The organism is Sedimentisphaera salicampi (assembly GCF_002117005.1).
In the GTDB taxonomy this organism is placed as follows: Bacteria; Planctomycetota; Phycisphaerae; order Sedimentisphaerales; family Sedimentisphaeraceae; genus Sedimentisphaera; species Sedimentisphaera salicampi.
In genome coordinates this window covers 2,730,534-2,747,177 of record NZ_CP021023.1, presented here as the reverse complement: position 1 = coordinate 2,747,177, position 16,644 = coordinate 2,730,534, and the positions used below count along the sequence as shown (strand labels likewise).

31 protein-coding genes are annotated in these 16,644 nt (G+C 46.1%); 1 reads left to right on the top strand and 30 read right to left on the bottom strand.

Going from position 1 to position 16,644, the window contains the following annotated elements; translation table 11 throughout:
* Nucleotides 1–3: 3 nt before the first annotated feature.
* The gene (locus tag STSP1_RS10595) at nt 4–606 is read left to right on the top strand and encodes a hypothetical protein (RefSeq protein WP_085756302.1); all 603 of its coding nucleotides are present in this window, start codon (nt 4–6) and stop codon (nt 604–606) included.
* A gap of 207 nt (nt 607–813) precedes the next feature.
* On the opposite strand, the gene STSP1_RS10590 is transcribed toward STSP1_RS10595, so the two are convergent.
* From STSP1_RS10590 to rpsJ, 30 genes are all read right to left on the bottom strand, one after another.
* Nucleotides 814–1,230, bottom strand: a complete 417-nt coding sequence (locus tag STSP1_RS10590; RefSeq protein ID WP_085756301.1) for an HIT family protein — start codon at nt 1,228–1,230, stop codon at nt 814–816.
* A gap of 9 nt (nt 1,231–1,239) precedes the next feature.
* A complete protein-coding gene (gene rplQ, locus STSP1_RS10585; protein WP_085756300.1) occupies nt 1,240–1,818 on the bottom strand; it encodes a 50S ribosomal protein L17 in 579 nt (192 codons plus the stop codon).
* Between the two features lie 66 nt (nt 1,819–1,884).
* Nucleotides 1,885–2,880: a DNA-directed RNA polymerase subunit alpha gene (locus STSP1_RS10580; RefSeq protein WP_085756299.1), complete on the bottom strand. Its 996-nt coding sequence runs from the start codon at nt 2,878–2,880 to the stop codon at nt 1,885–1,887.
* Between the two features lie 106 nt (nt 2,881–2,986).
* Nucleotides 2,987–3,367, bottom strand: a complete 381-nt coding sequence (gene rpsK, locus STSP1_RS10575; protein ID WP_085756298.1) for a 30S ribosomal protein S11 — start codon at nt 3,365–3,367, stop codon at nt 2,987–2,989.
* Nucleotides 3,368–3,399: 32 nt separating this feature from the next.
* Nucleotides 3,400–3,783, bottom strand: a complete 384-nt coding sequence (rpsM, locus tag STSP1_RS10570; protein ID WP_085756297.1) for a 30S ribosomal protein S13 — start codon at nt 3,781–3,783, stop codon at nt 3,400–3,402.
* A gap of 25 nt (nt 3,784–3,808) precedes the next feature.
* The gene (rpmJ, locus tag STSP1_RS10565; RefSeq protein WP_077540006.1) at nt 3,809–3,925 is read right to left on the bottom strand and encodes a 50S ribosomal protein L36; all 117 of its coding nucleotides are present in this window, start codon (nt 3,923–3,925) and stop codon (nt 3,809–3,811) included.
* A gap of 39 nt (nt 3,926–3,964) precedes the next feature.
* Nucleotides 3,965–4,180 (bottom strand): translation initiation factor IF-1, encoded by a 216-nt coding sequence (gene infA / locus STSP1_RS10560; protein ID WP_085756296.1) that lies wholly within the window; start codon nt 4,178–4,180, stop codon nt 3,965–3,967.
* Between the two features lie 14 nt (nt 4,181–4,194).
* Complete coding sequence (gene map / locus STSP1_RS10555) at nt 4,195–4,971, bottom strand: type I methionyl aminopeptidase (RefSeq protein ID WP_085756295.1); 777 nt, start codon at nt 4,969–4,971, stop codon at nt 4,195–4,197.
* A gap of 3 nt (nt 4,972–4,974) precedes the next feature.
* Nucleotides 4,975–5,619 (bottom strand): adenylate kinase, encoded by a 645-nt coding sequence (locus STSP1_RS10550; RefSeq protein ID WP_085756294.1) that lies wholly within the window; start codon nt 5,617–5,619, stop codon nt 4,975–4,977.
* Nucleotides 5,616–6,977 carry a preprotein translocase subunit SecY gene (gene secY, locus STSP1_RS10545; protein WP_085756293.1) on the bottom strand — a complete coding sequence of 454 codons (1,362 nt, stop codon included), beginning with the start codon at nt 6,975–6,977 and terminating at the stop codon, nt 5,616–5,618. The genes STSP1_RS10550 and secY overlap by 4 nt, the downstream gene beginning before the upstream one ends.
* Before the next feature lie 22 nt (nt 6,978–6,999).
* A complete protein-coding gene (gene rplO, locus STSP1_RS10540; RefSeq protein WP_085756292.1) occupies nt 7,000–7,449 on the bottom strand; it encodes a 50S ribosomal protein L15 in 450 nt (149 codons plus the stop codon).
* A 20-nt stretch (nt 7,450–7,469) separates the two neighbouring features.
* Nucleotides 7,470–7,976, bottom strand: a complete 507-nt coding sequence (gene rpsE / locus STSP1_RS10535; RefSeq protein ID WP_085756291.1) for a 30S ribosomal protein S5 — start codon at nt 7,974–7,976, stop codon at nt 7,470–7,472.
* Nucleotides 7,977–8,000: 24 nt separating this feature from the next.
* Nucleotides 8,001–8,366, bottom strand: coding sequence for a 50S ribosomal protein L18 (gene rplR / locus STSP1_RS10530; protein ID WP_085756290.1), 366 nt, complete (start codon nt 8,364–8,366; stop codon nt 8,001–8,003).
* A 36-nt stretch (nt 8,367–8,402) separates the two neighbouring features.
* The gene (gene rplF / locus STSP1_RS10525; RefSeq protein WP_085756289.1) at nt 8,403–8,969 is read right to left on the bottom strand and encodes a 50S ribosomal protein L6; all 567 of its coding nucleotides are present in this window, start codon (nt 8,967–8,969) and stop codon (nt 8,403–8,405) included.
* A gap of 3 nt (nt 8,970–8,972) precedes the next feature.
* On the bottom strand, nt 8,973–9,371 hold the full coding sequence (gene rpsH, locus STSP1_RS10520) for a 30S ribosomal protein S8 (RefSeq protein WP_085756288.1): 399 nt from the start codon (nt 9,369–9,371) through the stop codon (nt 8,973–8,975).
* Nucleotides 9,372–9,402: 31 nt separating this feature from the next.
* Nucleotides 9,403–9,588, bottom strand: coding sequence for a type Z 30S ribosomal protein S14 (locus tag STSP1_RS10515; RefSeq protein ID WP_085756287.1), 186 nt, complete (start codon nt 9,586–9,588; stop codon nt 9,403–9,405).
* A gap of 17 nt (nt 9,589–9,605) precedes the next feature.
* The gene (gene rplE / locus STSP1_RS10510; RefSeq protein ID WP_085756286.1) at nt 9,606–10,145 is read right to left on the bottom strand and encodes a 50S ribosomal protein L5; all 540 of its coding nucleotides are present in this window, start codon (nt 10,143–10,145) and stop codon (nt 9,606–9,608) included.
* Between the two features lie 14 nt (nt 10,146–10,159).
* The gene (rplX, locus tag STSP1_RS10505) at nt 10,160–10,489 is read right to left on the bottom strand and encodes a 50S ribosomal protein L24 (RefSeq protein WP_085756285.1); all 330 of its coding nucleotides are present in this window, start codon (nt 10,487–10,489) and stop codon (nt 10,160–10,162) included.
* A gap of 11 nt (nt 10,490–10,500) precedes the next feature.
* The gene (rplN, locus tag STSP1_RS10500; protein WP_085756284.1) at nt 10,501–10,890 is read right to left on the bottom strand and encodes a 50S ribosomal protein L14; all 390 of its coding nucleotides are present in this window, start codon (nt 10,888–10,890) and stop codon (nt 10,501–10,503) included.
* Nucleotides 10,891–10,907: 17 nt separating this feature from the next.
* Entirely contained in the window at nt 10,908–11,168 is a 261-nt protein-coding gene (gene rpsQ / locus STSP1_RS10495; RefSeq protein ID WP_085756283.1) for a 30S ribosomal protein S17, read from the bottom strand.
* The gene (gene rpmC, locus STSP1_RS10490; RefSeq protein WP_085756282.1) at nt 11,168–11,365 is read right to left on the bottom strand and encodes a 50S ribosomal protein L29; all 198 of its coding nucleotides are present in this window, start codon (nt 11,363–11,365) and stop codon (nt 11,168–11,170) included. The genes rpsQ and rpmC overlap by 1 nt, the downstream gene beginning before the upstream one ends.
* Before the next feature lie 12 nt (nt 11,366–11,377).
* Complete coding sequence (gene rplP / locus STSP1_RS10485; protein WP_085756281.1) at nt 11,378–11,800, bottom strand: 50S ribosomal protein L16; 423 nt, start codon at nt 11,798–11,800, stop codon at nt 11,378–11,380.
* 44 nt (nt 11,801–11,844) lie between these two features.
* Nucleotides 11,845–12,567, bottom strand: a complete 723-nt coding sequence (gene rpsC / locus STSP1_RS10480; RefSeq protein ID WP_085756280.1) for a 30S ribosomal protein S3 — start codon at nt 12,565–12,567, stop codon at nt 11,845–11,847.
* A 6-nt stretch (nt 12,568–12,573) separates the two neighbouring features.
* Complete coding sequence (rplV, locus tag STSP1_RS12700; RefSeq protein ID WP_226997481.1) at nt 12,574–13,125, bottom strand: 50S ribosomal protein L22; 552 nt, start codon at nt 13,123–13,125, stop codon at nt 12,574–12,576.
* 38 nt (nt 13,126–13,163) lie between these two features.
* Nucleotides 13,164–13,427, bottom strand: a complete 264-nt coding sequence (gene rpsS / locus STSP1_RS10470) for a 30S ribosomal protein S19 (RefSeq protein WP_085756279.1) — start codon at nt 13,425–13,427, stop codon at nt 13,164–13,166.
* A 28-nt stretch (nt 13,428–13,455) separates the two neighbouring features.
* Nucleotides 13,456–14,310 (bottom strand): 50S ribosomal protein L2, encoded by an 855-nt coding sequence (gene rplB / locus STSP1_RS10465; RefSeq protein WP_085756278.1) that lies wholly within the window; start codon nt 14,308–14,310, stop codon nt 13,456–13,458.
* Between the two features lie 22 nt (nt 14,311–14,332).
* Nucleotides 14,333–14,611, bottom strand: a complete 279-nt coding sequence (gene rplW / locus STSP1_RS10460; protein ID WP_085756277.1) for a 50S ribosomal protein L23 — start codon at nt 14,609–14,611, stop codon at nt 14,333–14,335.
* A gap of 46 nt (nt 14,612–14,657) precedes the next feature.
* Complete coding sequence (gene rplD, locus STSP1_RS10455; RefSeq protein ID WP_085756276.1) at nt 14,658–15,275, bottom strand: 50S ribosomal protein L4; 618 nt, start codon at nt 15,273–15,275, stop codon at nt 14,658–14,660.
* A gap of 17 nt (nt 15,276–15,292) precedes the next feature.
* Nucleotides 15,293–15,952 carry a 50S ribosomal protein L3 gene (gene rplC, locus STSP1_RS10450; RefSeq protein ID WP_085756275.1) on the bottom strand — a complete coding sequence of 220 codons (660 nt, stop codon included), beginning with the start codon at nt 15,950–15,952 and terminating at the stop codon, nt 15,293–15,295.
* Between the two features lie 47 nt (nt 15,953–15,999).
* Complete coding sequence (gene rpsJ / locus STSP1_RS10445) at nt 16,000–16,314, bottom strand: 30S ribosomal protein S10 (RefSeq protein ID WP_077540027.1); 315 nt, start codon at nt 16,312–16,314, stop codon at nt 16,000–16,002.
* Between the last annotated feature and the right edge of the window lie 330 nt (nt 16,315–16,644).

The window sequence follows — 16,644 nt, the reverse complement described above, 5'->3', positions numbered from 1 at the left end:
TAAATGAATACTTATGTAAAAAGTTTTTCTGTGATTGCCTTTCTGTTTTTCTCTGCTGGGCTGCCTGTTTCTGCTGAAAATATAGACCCATACGACGACGGCAGTCAGTATGCATGGAGCGAAAACGCAGGCTGGCTGAATTTCCAGCCCGCTCAGGGCAGCGGTGTTCACGTGTCTTCTGATTCGGTTGAAGGGTTTGTTTGGGCGGAGAATATCGGCTGGATCAACCTCTCGCCCTCAAGCTATGGAGGCATTGAAAATGACGGCAGCGGGAATCTTTCAGGCTTCGCATGGGCTGAGAACGCAGGCTGGATCAATTTTGCACCAACCCACGGCGGAGTAACCATTGATACGGAAGGTGAGTTTGCCGGCTGGGCTTGGGGAGAGAATATCGGCTGGATAAATTTCTCTGTGCTCGATGCCGTGCAGGCGTGCAGAGTGTGTAATGAAGATCTGCTGAATATGGCAGATAACTGGCTGAGCGGAGCAGCTCAAGCAGATCTGAACAACGATTTTAATGTCGATATGATAGATTGCGCAATTTTAGCAGACTACTGGCTGGACTACTGCCCAGACGCATGGCCGCTGAAACAGTCTCTAAACTGAGTTTTTCTATGCCTTTTTGAACAGAGAGTCTTTTATTGGCTCAGGGAAAAAATTTTTAAATTAAAGAAAAAGCTTTTCCGCTTCGCCGCAGAAAAGCTGTAATTGTCTTTAAGAAAGGGTATTAAAATGAAAATGTTAACCCCGCTAACTTTAAAGAAACATCCTATATTTTGGGCTTCTATGAGATGGCTGTGACTTTTTTCTTATTCACTCAGCATCGATCAGGGTTTTGATTTTCTCTGCGGCCTGCTGCGCCTTCTCTGGGGCGAGCTGTTTTGCAGGCCATTCGGTGAACACCCCGTCGTTCTCGAATCGAGGAATTATATGGAAATGTATATGCGGTACTGCCTGCCCGGCGGCGGAAGCATTGTTGTTGAGCACATTGCACCCATCGCTGCCTGAAGCCTTCTGAACTGCCCTGCTTATCTTAGGCAAAGCCGAACCAATGGCCGCTGAGAGCTCGGCCGGGCAATCCCACAAAAACTCAAAATGCTCTTTCGGTATTACGAGTGTATGATACTCAGCGAGCGGATTGATATCCATAAACGCAAGCACGTTATCATCCTCATAAACCTTGCTGCAGGGTATCTGCCCTGCAATGATTTTACAGAATACACAGTCCATAAGGTCGAATCAGCTCTTGTCTTCTTTGCTTTCTTCTTCGGCCTGTTCTGAAGTATCTGCCTGCTGGTCTTCAGCGAGCTCTTCAGCCGTAGGCGTTTCAGCTTCAACGGCCTGAGCCTGCATTTGAGGTTCAGCCTGTTGGGGCTGAGATTTTTTTGGTGCCGATTTTTTCTCTTTGAATTCAAGCTCTTCTTCAACGAGCTGAAGATAGCAGAGGCTTCCGCTGTCTCCAAGGCGTCTCTTTGCGAGCTTGATAATTCTTGTATAACCGCCCGGGCGGTCTATGAATTTCGGCCCAATATCGCTGAACAGCCTTCCTACAACAGTACCCACTCTCTGATTTACGCCGTCTTTCTCTTCGAAGATATTTCTATCGCCCAGAAGAGAAATCGCACGCCTGCGAGAGGCGAGGTCGCCCTTCTTGGCAAGCGTAATAAGCTTTTCTGCAAACGGTTTTACCTCTTTGGCTTTTTCCAGAGTAGTGCATATTCTGCCGTGCTCAAAAAGGGAGCTGGCCATATTTCTACGCATCGCTGTACGGTGCTGGCATGTTCTGCCTAAATGACGTCCTGCTACACGGTGACGCATTGTTCTGATCCCTTATATCTTTATAACTTCATTATTATATCAAAACGCTAATAAGAGGCTCTGCTCTTATACTTCCATTCCAAGAGACAAACCAAGCTCTTCAAGCTTTCTCTTTATCTCTCTTAGCGAGGTCTTCCCGAAGCTTCGAACCTTGAGAAGATCGCTTTCGTTATACCGAACCAGATCTCTTACTGTCTGGAGCTTTATAGACTCAAGGCAGTTACCTGCACGCACAGACAGCTCAAGATCGCCGATCGGCATATCAAGCTTCCTGTTGAGCTCTTCATCCTCACCCTTTTTCTCAGAATCCTGAACCACGAGCTCGCCGTCAACGACCTCTTCGCCCGGAATACTGAAATGGGTGAACGGGTTAATATGTTTGCGAAGAATTTTGGCGGCCTCAATAACCGCAAGCTGCGGAGTTGTCGTACCGTCTGTCCAAACTTCGAGGATGAGCTTATCGTAATTTGTACGCTGGCCAACTCTTGTATCTTCAGTATTGTAGCGCACACGTACTATCGGGGAAAAGAGGGCATCAACTTCAATATTACCCACTTCCTGATCAAACCTGTCCAAATCAGCGATCCGGTCTTTAACAGCCCAGTATCCTCTGCCCTTTTGGACTGTCATTTCCATTTCAACCTCTTTATCTTCGGTTAGGTTGAAAATCACGTGGTCTTTATTAACTATTTCCACGTACTGATCGGTTTCGATCATTTCTGCTGTAACAGGGCCTTTTTTCTTGGCAGTGAGTTTTATTTTTCTCTCGCCGCTGCCCTGAAGCTTGAGGACAATCTTCTTGATGTTGATGATGATGTCGGTAACGTCTTCGAGAACGCCCGGTATAGTTGTAAACTCGTGATCCACTCCGTGAATCTTTACACGTGTTACCGCTGCTCCCTCAATCGAGGAAAGCAGAACACGCCTCAGGCTGTTACCGATTGTAGTACCGAAGCCTCTTTCAAACGGCTCTACGACAAACCTGCCGTAATACACATTCGATATTTCTTTGTCAATCTCGAACTTTGTAGGCAGTTCGATGCCTCTCCAAGTTATACGCATATTATTGCCTCTTCAAACAAGGTTCCCGCATAACCGGTCGGCAAACCGGAAAATGCAATCTGTTACTTGTAATCCATATTTTTAATAAAGCTTTATTTGAACCACCTTACACGCGGCGGCGTTTCGGAGGACGGCAGCCGTTGTGCGGTATAGGTGTTACGTCTTCAATAGATGAAATTCTGATCCCTGAGCTTTGAATCGCAGTAATAGCTGATTCTCTTCCCTGCCCCGGTCCTTTCACCTGAATTTCAACATCTCTAAGCCCGTGCCTTTTTGCTTCAGTAGCAGCCTTTTCAGCGGCCTTCTGAGCGGCAAAAGGTGTGCTCTTTCTTGAGCCCTTGAATCCCATCTGTCCGGCTGAAGCAGCGCAGAGAGATGCGCCTTCCATATCGGTGATAGTTACCACGGTGTTGTTGAAGGTAGATTTAATATGCACCACACCCTTAGGTACATTTTTTCTTGTTTTTCTTTTAGTAGCTTTAGCCATTTAAATATTATCCTGCTAATAAATTCACAGATTCAGCGTAACGCCTTAACACTCTTCTTGCCTGCAACTGTTTTCTTCTTGCCTTTACGCGTGCGGGAGTTGCACTGTGTCTGCTGTCCACGGCAGGGCAGGCCTCTTTTATGACGGAAGCCCCTGTAACAGCCAATCTCTTTGAGCCTGTTAATATCTTGAACAACTTTCCTTCTGAGCTGGCCTTCAATCTCATACTTATCAGTGATAAGCTGAGAGAGTTTCGTGAGCTCTTCATCAGTAAGCTGGTCAGCCCTGCGGGTTGGTTCTATACCAACCTTTTCAAGGACTTTCTTCGAATAATGTTTCCCGATTCCGTGTATATACAGAAGAGAATAGAATATTTGTTTATTGTTTGGTACATCTACACCGACTATACGAGGCATAATTGCTCCTTACGAAATTAAAGGGTTAGCCCTGTCTCTGCTTATGACGCGGATTGGCAGAACAGACTACTCTGATCACGCCCTTCCTCTTTATAATTTTGCAACTTTCACAGATACGCTTTACTGAACTTCTAACTTTCATATCAGCACCTGTCCGCTAAATGGCCGCTTATGCGGCGTTCTATTTTCTTAAAACAATACGACCTTTACTTAAGTCGTATGGACTCATTTCTACTACTACAGTATCTCCGGGAAGGATACGAATAAAATGCATCCTCATTTTACCTGAAACATGCGCCTCAATCTGATGTCCATTTTCAAGCTCAACCTTGAAAACAGCATTCGGCATAGCTTCAAGCACTTTACCTTCGATTCTTATTCCGTCGTTCTTACCCATAGTAACCTTTTCAGTTATCCAGTCATCACTTCACATCCGGAGGCTGTAACAGCTATAGTGTGCTCAAAATGAGCGCTTGGTCTTCCATCTCTGGTTACCACTGTCCAGCCGTCTCTTAAAGTTTTAACTGCGCCTCTGCCGGCGTTTATCATCGGCTCAACAGCTATTACCATCCCTTCTCTAAGGGTGAAATCGTTGTTGAGCGTAAATCTATCAACAAAATTCGGCACCTGCGGGGGTTCGTGCATTTCCTTGCCGATGCCATGGCCTACAAGCTCTTTCACCACGGAAAACCCCTCAGACTTGGCCTTTGCCTGCATCTGAGCAGCTATCCCGCTCCATTTCTTCCCGGGAGCCATATTATTTATAGCAATATCCAAAACTGCTTTAGTAACGTCCATCAGTTTACGCTTGAGAGCGGAAACCTCGCCTACGGCAATCGTAACGGCTGAATCTCCGCAATAACCATCAAGCTTTACGCCGAAATCAACGCTCACAATATCGCCCTCAGAGAGCTCAACCCTGCTGGAGGGGATGCCGTGTACTACCTGCTCGTTTACCGAAGCACATACAGCACCGGGAAACGGCTTGGGAGTATGCGGAGATTTCTGCCCTTTAAAGAGCGTTGCCGCACCTACTTCTTCAGCAGTTTTAGCAGCTATTTCATCAAGCTCTGCGGTTGTTACACCGGGCTTGCAGATACTTCTTACATTTTCAAGAGCCTTGCGGACAATTCCGCCTGAAACTCGCATTTTTTCAATTTCGCTGCTATTTTTAATGGAAAAACCCATTCCCTATGCTTCTTTCAACCTTTGAGCGATATCATTAGTTATCGCTTCGGGCCGCTGTGAGCCATCTATTTCAATATAAGCAGCAGACGCATCTTTGTAATGCGAGATGATCGGTTCAGTCATTTTATGATAAGTTTCGAGTCTTTCAAGAACAACTTCCCTCTTATCATCATCCCGCTGGATAATTTTGCTGCCGCATTTATCGCATATCCCATCCTGCATTGGAGGCATAGTTTCAAGGTGATACACAGCCCCGCAGTCTGGGCAGACTCTGCGTTTGGAAATCCGCTGGACAACTGTTTCGTCGTTGACAGCGAGCTCAATCACAGCATCAATTTTGGTATTTTCCTTTTCGAGAGCTTTATCGAGCTGCTCCGCCTGAGGCAGAGTTCTCGGGAATCCATCGAGAATGCAGTTGTAATCGGCATTCTTAACGGCTGAAATCATCATATCTATAACAAGCTCATCGGGCACAAGCTCACCTTTGTCTATGTGCTGCTTGGCCTTCTGGCCGAGGTCTGTTTTGCCGGCAATCTCGCTTCTGAATATATCTCCGCTGGAAAGGTGCTTCATATCAAACTGTTCAACCAGTTTCTTGCACTGAGTTCCTTTTCCTGCTCCCGGCGGACCTACGAGTATTACTATCATCTTCTTGCACCTTTAATCTTACCTGAATCGGAGAATCCTTCATAATTATGCATTACGAGCTGGGATTCAATTCTCTGAACAAGATCAAGCGAAACACTTACCACAATCAGAAGACCGGTACCTCCGAGGAAGGAAGCTACTACCCAGTCAACACCCATAAGGATTGTAACAAGCTGAGGTACTACAGCAATCACTGCGAGGAAAGATGCCCCGTAAAATGTAATTCTTGTCATCACCTTCTCAAGATATTCTGCGGTTCTGTGCCCCGGGCGAAGCCCTGGCACAAAACTGCCCTGATCACGAAGGCTTTTCGCCAAATCTTTCGGCTGGAACTGTACAGTAGTCCAGAAATATGAGAAAGCAAAGATCATTACAATATAAACGAAGTTGTATGTCCAGGCCTGCGGAGTAAACGCACCTGCAAGGTACATCATAACCGGACTTCCTCCCAGCGTACCAATCTTGGCAATCTGATCTATTATGATTCCCGGGAACATCATCAAACTTGAGGCAAAGATAATCGGCATTACGCCGCCGTGATTAACACGCAACGGCAGATAATGGCGAACTCCGCCAACCATCCTGCGGCCTCTCATCTGACGTGCCTGCTGTATTGGTATTCTTCTCTGTGCCTGAGTAATGAGGATCGCCCCCGCTACCACAAAGAGGAAAGCGGCAACAATAAACATAATCTTGCCAGGCCCGTACTGGCCTTCGATAGCCCCCACCTGTAAGGTAGAATTTTGAGCGACCTGAACCACTGTTCCCGGCATTCTCGAAAGGATACCAGCCATAATCAAAAGACTGATGCCGTTTCCAATACCGTATTCATCTATCTGTTCGCCGAGCCACATCAAAAAGAGTGTGCCGGCGGTCATACCTATAACCCCGAGCAGAGTGGTAGAAAACTCCATTCCGGGATATATACCGCCCATCGACCTTAGCCACGTCATTATCATAAGGGCCTGAATCACACACAAGGGCACCGTGAGATATCGGGTGTACTCCTGTATTTTTCGCTGCCCCTGCATACCTTCCTGCCTGAGCTTTTTAAGCGGTTCCCAAACTTCCCCCAGAAGCATCAAGATAATTGAAGCAGAGATGTAAGGCATAATCCCAAGCCCGAAGAGTGAACTCCGGCTCAGCGTACCGCCTGTAAACATCTGCATCGTCTCGGCCATTCTGCCGAGAGGCGAAGAAGAATCCCTGCTGCTTGTCTGCTGCTGAATCACTTCATTATCTGTTCCGGGCACGTGGATATGGAATCCTACCCTGTAAATGCATAGCAGCATTATTGTAAACAGTATCTTCTTGCGTAGGTCAGGTATCTTGAAAACGTTTACTAACTTGCTGAACATTACTCACACCTCATTTACAGCCTCAGGCCACGACACTTGCCGTACCGCCGCAGCTGGATATTTTTTCCTGTGCACTTTTGCTGAATTTATGCGCCTGTACTGTCAGTTTCTTAGTAAGCTGTCCATCACCAAGAATCTTGACCCTGCTTGCAGAACTTCCAACAAGACCATGCTCTGCGAGCTGCTCCACGCCAACGGTAGAGCCGTCTTCGAAGTACTTCTCAAGCTGAACTACATTCACAATTTCGTAGTTATTAGCAAAATGATAATTGCTGAAGCCAACTCTGGGAAGCCTGCGGAATACAGGTATGTTACCGCCGGCAAACATTGCCTTGCGGGAGTGCCCAGATCTGGATTTCTGTCCTTTATGTCCTCGGCCAGCAGTTTTTCCATTTCCACTGCCTCGGCCTCTTCCAATACGGGAAGGAGCCTTATTTTTGCCGGCATTTTTCGTTATCTCGTGACTCAACATAGCGACTTTCACCACCTTTTTCAGATTTCAAGTTCCACACCGCGAAGAGATTTTACTTCTTCTCTGCTTTTGAGTTTGCACAACCCGTCGAGAGTTGCTTTAACCACGTTCTTGGGAGAAGTGCTCCCATAAATCTTAGTTAGAACGTTGTGGACACCTGCAAGCTCGAGAACAGCACGGCTGCTCAAACCTGCAATAACTCCAGTACCCGAGCTGGCAGGGAGCAATCTTACTTGCGTTGCCCTGCATTTCCCGACAACCTCATGGGTTATAGTACCTTCGTTCAAAGCCACTTTCACCGTATTCTTACGGGCTTCTTTAACGGCCTTCTCTACCGCATTCGGCACCTCATTTGCTTTACAGTAGCCGATTCCTACTGTGCCGTTTCTGTCTCCAACGACGACAAGTGCAGCAAAACTGAACTTACGGCCGCCTTTAACAACTTTTGCACAGCGGTATATCTTAACCACCTGATCTTCAAATGCCGAATCGCTTTGTGCTGTATAATTATCTGATGCTTTAGCCAATTTATATCTCCGCTAACGTTAAATTCAGAATACAAGTCCGGCTTCTCTGGCAGCATCAGCCAAAGCCTTAACTCTGCCATGATATCTGTATGCACCGCGATCGAATCTTACAAGCTTAATCCCCACTTCGGAAGCACGCTTAGCCAGAGTTTCGCCGACAGTCTTCGCTGCTTCGGCGTTGCCGCCATGACCAATGTCTTTTTTCAAAGCTTCCTGCATGGTGCTCGCAGATGCGAGGGTAACCCCGCTGCGGTCATCAATTATCTGAGCTGTAATATTTTTATTTGAGCGATACACAGAGAGTCTAGGGCGGTCAGAATCACCTTTAACCTTCTTCCTTACTCTGTATTTACGCCTTCTATTTGATTGCTTAAGTCTTTTATATCTCATTTTTCAAGCCCGAAACAAATTTTTTAACCTGCCGAATTAGGATGCAAATGCCTTGCCGACCTTGCGGCGTACAAATTCATCAGCATAACGCACACCTTTGCCCTGATACGGCTCCGGCGGACGTGCCGCTCTAACGTTTGCGGCAAACTGACCAAGCTGCTGCTTGTCAATTCCGGAAATAGTAAACACAGCGGGAACATCATTACCTTTTGTGGCTGCGGTTTTGATCTCAATCGATATGCCTTTTGGCACAGGTATATCAACAGTATGGCAGTAACCAACATTGAGGATAAGCTTGCCGCCCTGTTCCTTAACATTGAAACCAGTACCAAAGATCTGCATTTCTCTTGAAAAGCCATTGGTAACGCCGGTAATCATATTGTTTACCAGAGCCCTCATTGTTCCAAACATCGCTTGCAGTTTTCTGTCTGCAGGATTCGTGTTTTCAAAAACAACACTGCTGTCTTCAACTTTAATGTCTATGCCCGAGTAAGCATTTTCCGAGAGCTCGCCTTTAGGCCCTTTTACTTTGACCTTGCCCGAGCCAACTTCTACACTCACTCCGGAGGGTAAATCTATAGGTTTTCTTCCGATACGACTCATAATTCAGCTCACCGTACAAAGAATTTCGCCGCCAATTTTATTCTTGCGGCAATTAACATCACTCAACACGCCTTGGCTTGTTGAAACGATTGACACGCCCAATCCGCCAAGCACTCTGGGCAGATCCTCAACGGAGCCGTAAACCCTTTTTCCCGGGGTGCTGACTCTCTGCAAATCAGTGATAACCGGTGTGCCCAGCTCAGAATATTTCAATTTTATGCGCAGAATACCCTGCCCTGTGTCTTCAATGCGGTCATATTCTTTTATGAACCCTTCACTCAAAAGCACCTGGGCAATACCCTCGCATACTTTACTTGCTTTTACGGTTACTTCATTTTGCTTCACCATAACAGCATTTCTTATTCTCGTCAGCATATCAGCAACTGGATCGCTTAAGCTCATCTATAAAACTCCGTAGTGGAATAATTCTGCATTACCAACTTGTCTTTTTCACGCCAGGAATTTTGCCTTCATTGGCAAGCTTCCTGAAACAAATACGACAAATCTTAAACTTTCTGTAAACAGCTCTGGATCTTCCGCAGAGCTCACATCTTGTGTATCCGCGTACCCTGAATTTGGGCTTCTTTTTTACTTTGTTTTCAAGTGCCTTTGTTGACATCGATCACTCCGTTAACATTATTTTTTAAAGGGCATACCAAACATCGTAAGCATCTCACGACACTCCTGATCGGTATCCGCTGTGGTAACAAAAGTTACATTCAGACCCTGAGGGGCAAACATATTCACCGAATCAATTTCGGGGAAAATGCTCTGCTCTGCAAAACCGATAGAGTAGTTGCCTCTCCCATCAAAGCTTTTTGTGCTCAGACCGCGGAAGTCTTTCACTCTTGGAATTGCAAGGTTTATAAGCCTGTCAAGGAATTCGTACATCCTCTCACCTCTGAGAGTTACCTTGCACCCAATCGGCTCACCTGCACGGAGCTTGAAGTTTGAAACGCTGATCTTGGCCTTGCATACCAGCGGCTTCTGCCCCGAGATCGAAGTAAGGTCTTTCACTGCCTGATCGAGGTACTTCTTGTCCTGAATTGCGTTGCCCACACCCATAGACAAAACTACCTTCTCGAGCTTCGGTATTGCCATAACAGACTTGTAACCGAATTTCTCCTGCATTTGTGCAGCAATTTTAGATTTATATAGATCTTTCAGTCGTGCCATTTACGTACCTATCTTTAAGCTTTCGGCTTGCGTACTACACCAAGCTCAGTTCCATCGAGAGCAACACGCTTTTTGCCGCCCTCTTGTTCAACGAATCTTACTCGAGCACCTTTTTCTGTAGTCGGGTTCACAGGCATCACATTGCTGATGTGAATCGGCTGTTCAACAGTTATCTGTCCGCCCTGCGGGTGCTTCTGAGATGGGCGAACGTGCTTTTTAGCAAGATTCACGCCTTCAATAATCACTTTCTCAGAATTCATAACCCTGAGCACTTCGCCCTTGCGGTCTTTATTAGTGCCGCTTATTACTACTACTCGATCGCCTTTTTTAATACGTGCTGCCATATTTGTATCTCTTAAACTACTTCACTGGCAAGTGAAATTATTTTCATAAAGTTCTTCTCACGAAGCTCTCTGGCTACCGCACCAAAGATTCGAGTACCGATGGGATTGTTGTCCGCATCAATCATAACCGCTGCATTGCTGTCGAAACGTACATAGCTGCCGTCAGGCCTGCGTAAAGGTGCTTTTGTCCGAACAATCACACACTTGTAAACCTTCTTCTCGTTGAGCTGACAGGTCGGCAGGTGTCTCTTAACAGTAACGCTAACGATATCACCGACAGAAGCAGCAGGCCTTGTATATTTGCCTTTGCTTGTACCGCTGTGCCCAAGGACTTTGATGCACTGAGCAGTTTTCACGCCGCTGTTATCGGCTATTTCCAACATTGTCTCTTGCTGTATCACTTGAGTGTCCTCACCGATTATTTAATGTTTGCTTGTTCAACGAGGCCGACAAGACGCCAGCTTATGGTCTTGCTGATTGGCCTGCACTCAACAATATCGACAATATCGCCTACACTGGCTGCGTTTTGTGGATCGTGAACGCCGAGTTTAGTGCGGCGTTTTACGTATTTGCCATATACTGGATGCTTGACATTATAATCAATCTGCACCCTTATAGCCTTATCACCGCTGCGGCTGACCACCGTCCCGCGTCTAGTTTTAAATACCTTGCCTTCCATCATTGAGCCTTCAACTGATTTTTTCTAATAATTGTCTTAACTCTGGCAATATCCTTGCGACATTTTGATATTGCATATTTATCTTCAAGGTTCTCTGTAACAGACTGCATCCTCAGCTCGTAAAGTTTCTTCTGAAACTCTTTGAGCTTTGAAGGCAAATCTTCTGTCTTTAGTTCTCTTAATTCTGAAGCTTTCATCTGCATACCACCTTACGCCATTGAGTGTTTTCTTTGAGCGAATCGACACCTTATAGGCATTTTCTGAGCTACCCTGGCAAGAGCTGCACGGGCAAGTTTTTCATCAACACCTGAGATCTCGAACATCACTGTACCGGGCTTAACCACAGCTACCCAGCCCTCAATATCACCTTTACCTTTACCCATACGAGTTTCAAGAGGCGTTGAGGTGAAAGACTTATGAGGGAAAATTCTAATATGGATAGTTCCCTGTCTTCTCAGGTAGTGAGTAGCGGCAACACGGCCGGCCTCAATCTGCCTTGCAGTAATCCAGGAATGCTCCAAAGACTGTATCCCGTATTCGCCGAAAGCAACTGTATTGTTGCGTGTGGCGTTTCCTCTATTTTTTCCCCGCTGCTGCTTGCGGTATTTAACTCTTTTCGGCATTAAAGCCATAGCAATATCCTCGCACTGTAATAAGTGTTAGTTTCTATCTAAAATCAGCCGTTTCTTTTCGGTTTATTTCTTCTTCCGCCGCCTTTGCCGCCTCTGGGCTTGCGTCCTTTGTTATCCGGCTGAATCTCTTCGCCAAACTTTCCTTTGAAAATCCACACCTTAACGCCGATAGTACCGTATGTTGTACGGGCGATAGAGTTGTTGTAATCAACATTGGCGTCGATTGTCTGAAGCGGAATAGAACCCATTTTCTGAGTTTCTCTTCTTGCCATTTCAGCACCGCCCAGACGGCCGGAAACAATAATTTTAACGCCTTTCGCTCCGGCATTCATTACCGCCTCACACTGCATTTTCATTACTCGGCGGAAAGATGCCCTTCTGCTAAGCTGCATCGCTATTGAATCTGCAACGAGCTTTGAATTGAGCGAGGCTTCCTTGATTTCCACTACATTCACGCTGACTTTCCTGTTGATCAGCGCTTCGATCTCTTCTCTAACCTTGTCAACCTCAGCACCCTTCGGGCCAATTACCATTCCCGGCCTTGCAGTATGCAGAGTTACCTTCACTTCATTGCGTGTTCTTGCAATTTCAGTTTTCGCTACGGCTGAGTAAGGAGGCTGATTATTGAATCGTTCTTCAACAAATTCTCTTATTTTGCAGTCTTCGACGATAAAATCGCCGTAGTTTGCTTTAGGGGCAAACCACGTGCTCTGCCAATCAAGCCTAATTCCCGTTCTGAAACCAACTGGTGATGTTTTCTGACCCATACTAATCTATTCCTCTGTTATTTGAGCAACCGTAACGTGAATATGACAAGCCTCTTTCCTTATAGGATGGGCTCTACCGCGGTCTTTAGGTATAAAACCCTTCGTCCCGATTCGTCTTCCAGCCCCGTCAACCCGGGCCTCTGCAACGTAAAGGCTTTCAACATCGGCTTCTGCCTCATCTGCATTTGCCACTGCACTCTTAAGCACCTGAAGAACCATTGCAGCAGAACGCTTGGGGGTAAATTTGAGAATATCTTCAGCATCACGCACATGCCTTCCCCTGATAAGGTCTGCGACAAGCCTAACCTTGCGGGCAGACTGCGGGGCATATCTCAACGCTGCTTTCCAAGCCTTCAGCTCAGATGCATCAACTTCCAGTTTGTTTGCCAGCGCATCAATATCATCATCCTTAGGCTGGGGCTTCATAAGCCCTTTTTTCCAGTTTTTAACAGCCTTAACTGGAGAACATGCTGCATTGATATCCAGAGTGGAAGCAAAATCTTCCACTTCCAAAGAGCTGTCATCGATTATTTCGTTTAGTCTTCTAACGTTTAACATAGCAAACCTTAATGTATATCTCCGGTGTAAACCGAATATTATTGACGAGTACCATGGCCTTTGAAGGTTCGAGTTGGAGCAAACTCACCAAGCTTATGCCCAACCATATCTTCTGTTATGAAAACCTTTACAAAGCTGCGTCCATTATGCACTTCGAAGGTATAGCCTACGAACTCAGGAATAACTGTTGACCTTCTAGACCATGTTCTAACAGGCTTTTTTGTTCCAGCTTCCATCTGCTGTGCGACCTTCTCAAGGAGATGGTCATCTACAAAAGGACCTTTTTTCAGCGATCTTGCCATTAAACTTCACCTTTTTATCACTATTGGATTATAGAACCAACTGCTCGCCGCGGTTGTTCTTACGACGCCTGATTATTCTTTTACCGCTCTGTTTCTTTTTATGGCGGGTCTTTCCGCCCTTGGCAAACCTGCCGGTTGGAGAACAGGGATGACGCCCACCGTTACTCCTGCCTTCACCACCGCCCATCGGGTGAGAAACAGGGTTCTGAGCCTTGCCTCGTACGTGAGGTCTGCGTCCCATATGACGTTTTCTTCCGGCTTTGCCGATACGCACATTCTGATAGTCGCTGTTTCCGAGCTGGCCGATTGTAGCACGGCACTCAACACGTACCATTCTCATCTCGCCGCTGGGGAGGATAATGGTTGCCCAGCCGCCTTCTTTAGCCATAACTCTTGCTGTGCCCCCGGCACTTCTAACGAGCTTGCCGCCCTGACCGGGATTCATCTCTATATTGTGAACAGCAACGCCTACCGGTATATTTTTCAGTGGCATAGCATTGCCCACTACCGGTTCAACATTCTCGCCGCTGATAATCTTTGAATTCACATTCAATCCGCGTGGAGAAAGTATGTATCTTTTTTCCCCGTCTTCATACTCCACCAGAGAGATAAAGCAGTTTCTGTTCGGGTCGTATTCAACGCTCTGAACCTCTGCGCTGATGCCATCTTTATCACGGTTGAAATCGATGAAGCGGTATATCCTTCTTGCGCCGCCGCCTCTGAAGCGGCAGGTTGTTCTTCCGTGATGATTTCTTCCGCCGCTTTTACGCAATCTTTTACAGAGCGTCTTTTCTGGTTTGTCTGTAGTCAGAACAGCTCTGTAATCAATTACAGAAGAATACCTTCTTCCCGGACTTGTTGGTTTATATGTTTTAATAGCCATAGTAATGCCTTAATCCACTTTTTTAGTACAGGTCTATTCTGTCTTCCTCATTTAGAACAACCACAGCCTTTTTCCAGCTTGCAGTCATCCCGAAACTGCGTCCTCTTCTGCGGGCTTTGCCCTTGCGGTTCATCGTGCGAACCTTTTCAACTTTAACGCCATAGATATCCTCTATAGCTTTGCGAATCTGTAATTTGTTCGCCTTTTTATTAACCTCAAAGGCATAGGCATTTTTGCTCGTAGCAAAATGCATACTCTGTTCGGTTATTATCGGCTTTATGATTACGTTGCAATAATCCACTTTTTCACCTTGTCGAATCAGGTTTATACGTGTTCAAATCTTCCGCTCAACCATTAAGCAGCTTATCAAATGCCTCTTTAGTAAAAAGGAGCTTCTGCTTATTGCAGATCTCGCCGGCATTTAAGTCTTTCAGGGCAGCTACATCAATTTTCTGAATATTTCTTGCTGACTTATACACATTCGTATCATAATCCCCGAGTGTAACAAGGCAGCTTCTGTCTATGTTTAGATTCTTCAGTATGCCGGCCATTTCCTTTGTTTTAGGTTCGCTGAAAGAGAGCTCATCTATCACAGACACTGAACCGGACTGAAGCTTTGCGAGCAATGCGCTTTTGCAAGCGATATTCCTCTGCTTCTTAGGCATTTTCTTGCCGAAATCTCTAACACTTTTGGCAAATGCTACACCGCCGCCTACTCGCTTGTGGGTTCTCATATTACCAACACGTGCATTACCGGTGCCCTTCTGCCTGAAAAGCTTCTTTGAAGAACCAGCAACCATACCGCGGCTTTTGGTTGCCGCAGTACCTACGCGTTTGTTAGCATGGTACATCACGATTGCCTGCTTCAGCAGCGGATAGCGAACCTCGCCACCAAACGATTCTTCGCTTACCGAAATCGTATCTACCTGCTGGCCGTCTTTATTGTATACAGTAACGTCAATCATTTTATCGGCTTCCTGTTTTATTGCTTATTCTTAGCGGTCTTGGCTGTTTTCACAATTACATATCCGCCTGAAGGGCCTGGAACCGCCCCTTTTACTACAAGCAGATTCTTATCTGAATCAATGCTCACCAGCTCGTGGTTCTTTGTAGTAACTTTGACGTTTCCGGTATGGCCGGACATTTTCTTACCTTTTTTGATGTTTCCGCCTTTACCGGCATCACTGGCAAAACTTGCGAGCGAGCCATTGGCACGGTGTTTTCTTTCAGTACCGTGTGTAGCTGGGAAACCGCCAAAGCCATGCCTTTTCATACCGCCGGCAAAACCCTTACCTTTGCTAGTGCCTACAACATCAACGTATTTTGTTCCGTCGAAAACATCTACCTTGATCTGCTGTCCAAGCTCAAAGTCGGATCCGGAATCACCTTTCAGCCTCATCTCACGAACAAACTTCTTCGGAGCTGCGCCGGCCTTTTTATAATGACCAACCATAGGCTTCTTAGCTCGTGAAGGCTTTATATCATCAAAACCAATCTGCACGGCTTCGTAGCCGTCTGTCTGCTCGGTTTTTACTTGTGTAACAATACAGGGGCCGGCTTCTATGACTGTTACGGGCTTGATGCTCCCGTCATCATCATAAATCCTTGTCATGCCCACTTTTTTTCCTAGCAACATTGTCATTTTACGTTTCCTTCAGTTCTCAGCCTTAAGTAAAGCTTGTTTTCTCTTTAGGCCTTGATCTTTACAAATACACCCGCTGGAACGACCAATCTGTTGAGAGCCTCTACAGTTCTGCTGTTGGCTTCGAGAATATCGATAAGCCTTTTGTGAGTACGAATCTCAAACTGCTCACGAGCTTTTTTGTTCACGTGAGGACTGCGAAGAACGGTGTAGCGCTCTATCCTTGTAGGAAGCGGAACAGGGCCGGATACCTTTGCATTTGTCCGCCTCGCCTGCTCAACAATCTCTTTCGCAGAGCCGTCGAGGGCTTTGTGGTCGTATGCTTCCATACGGATACGTATTTTTTCAACTTCAGCTGCCATAATTTTCCTTAGAATTTCAGCTTAATATATGCCGGAGGCATTAACTAAAAGTAAAAATTTTCTTCTAACTTCAGCCAAGCGCACCGTAAGGTCTGGTAAGTAAGCGGGGATGATATAAGCCTGCAAGACTGCTCAGCCCTGCGTGCAAATAGCCCCACTCGATACGCACAGTATTACTAACTGTGCTCGCTTCGGCTGTGAAGAGCTAAGATAATATCGACAGGGGCGGAGACAGTCAAGGATAAAAATATAATTTTTTGAAATTTTGCTGAGTTTATTAAAACATTCTTCCCTGTGCGGGAAAATCAACCAACATTAAGCCTTTTAATG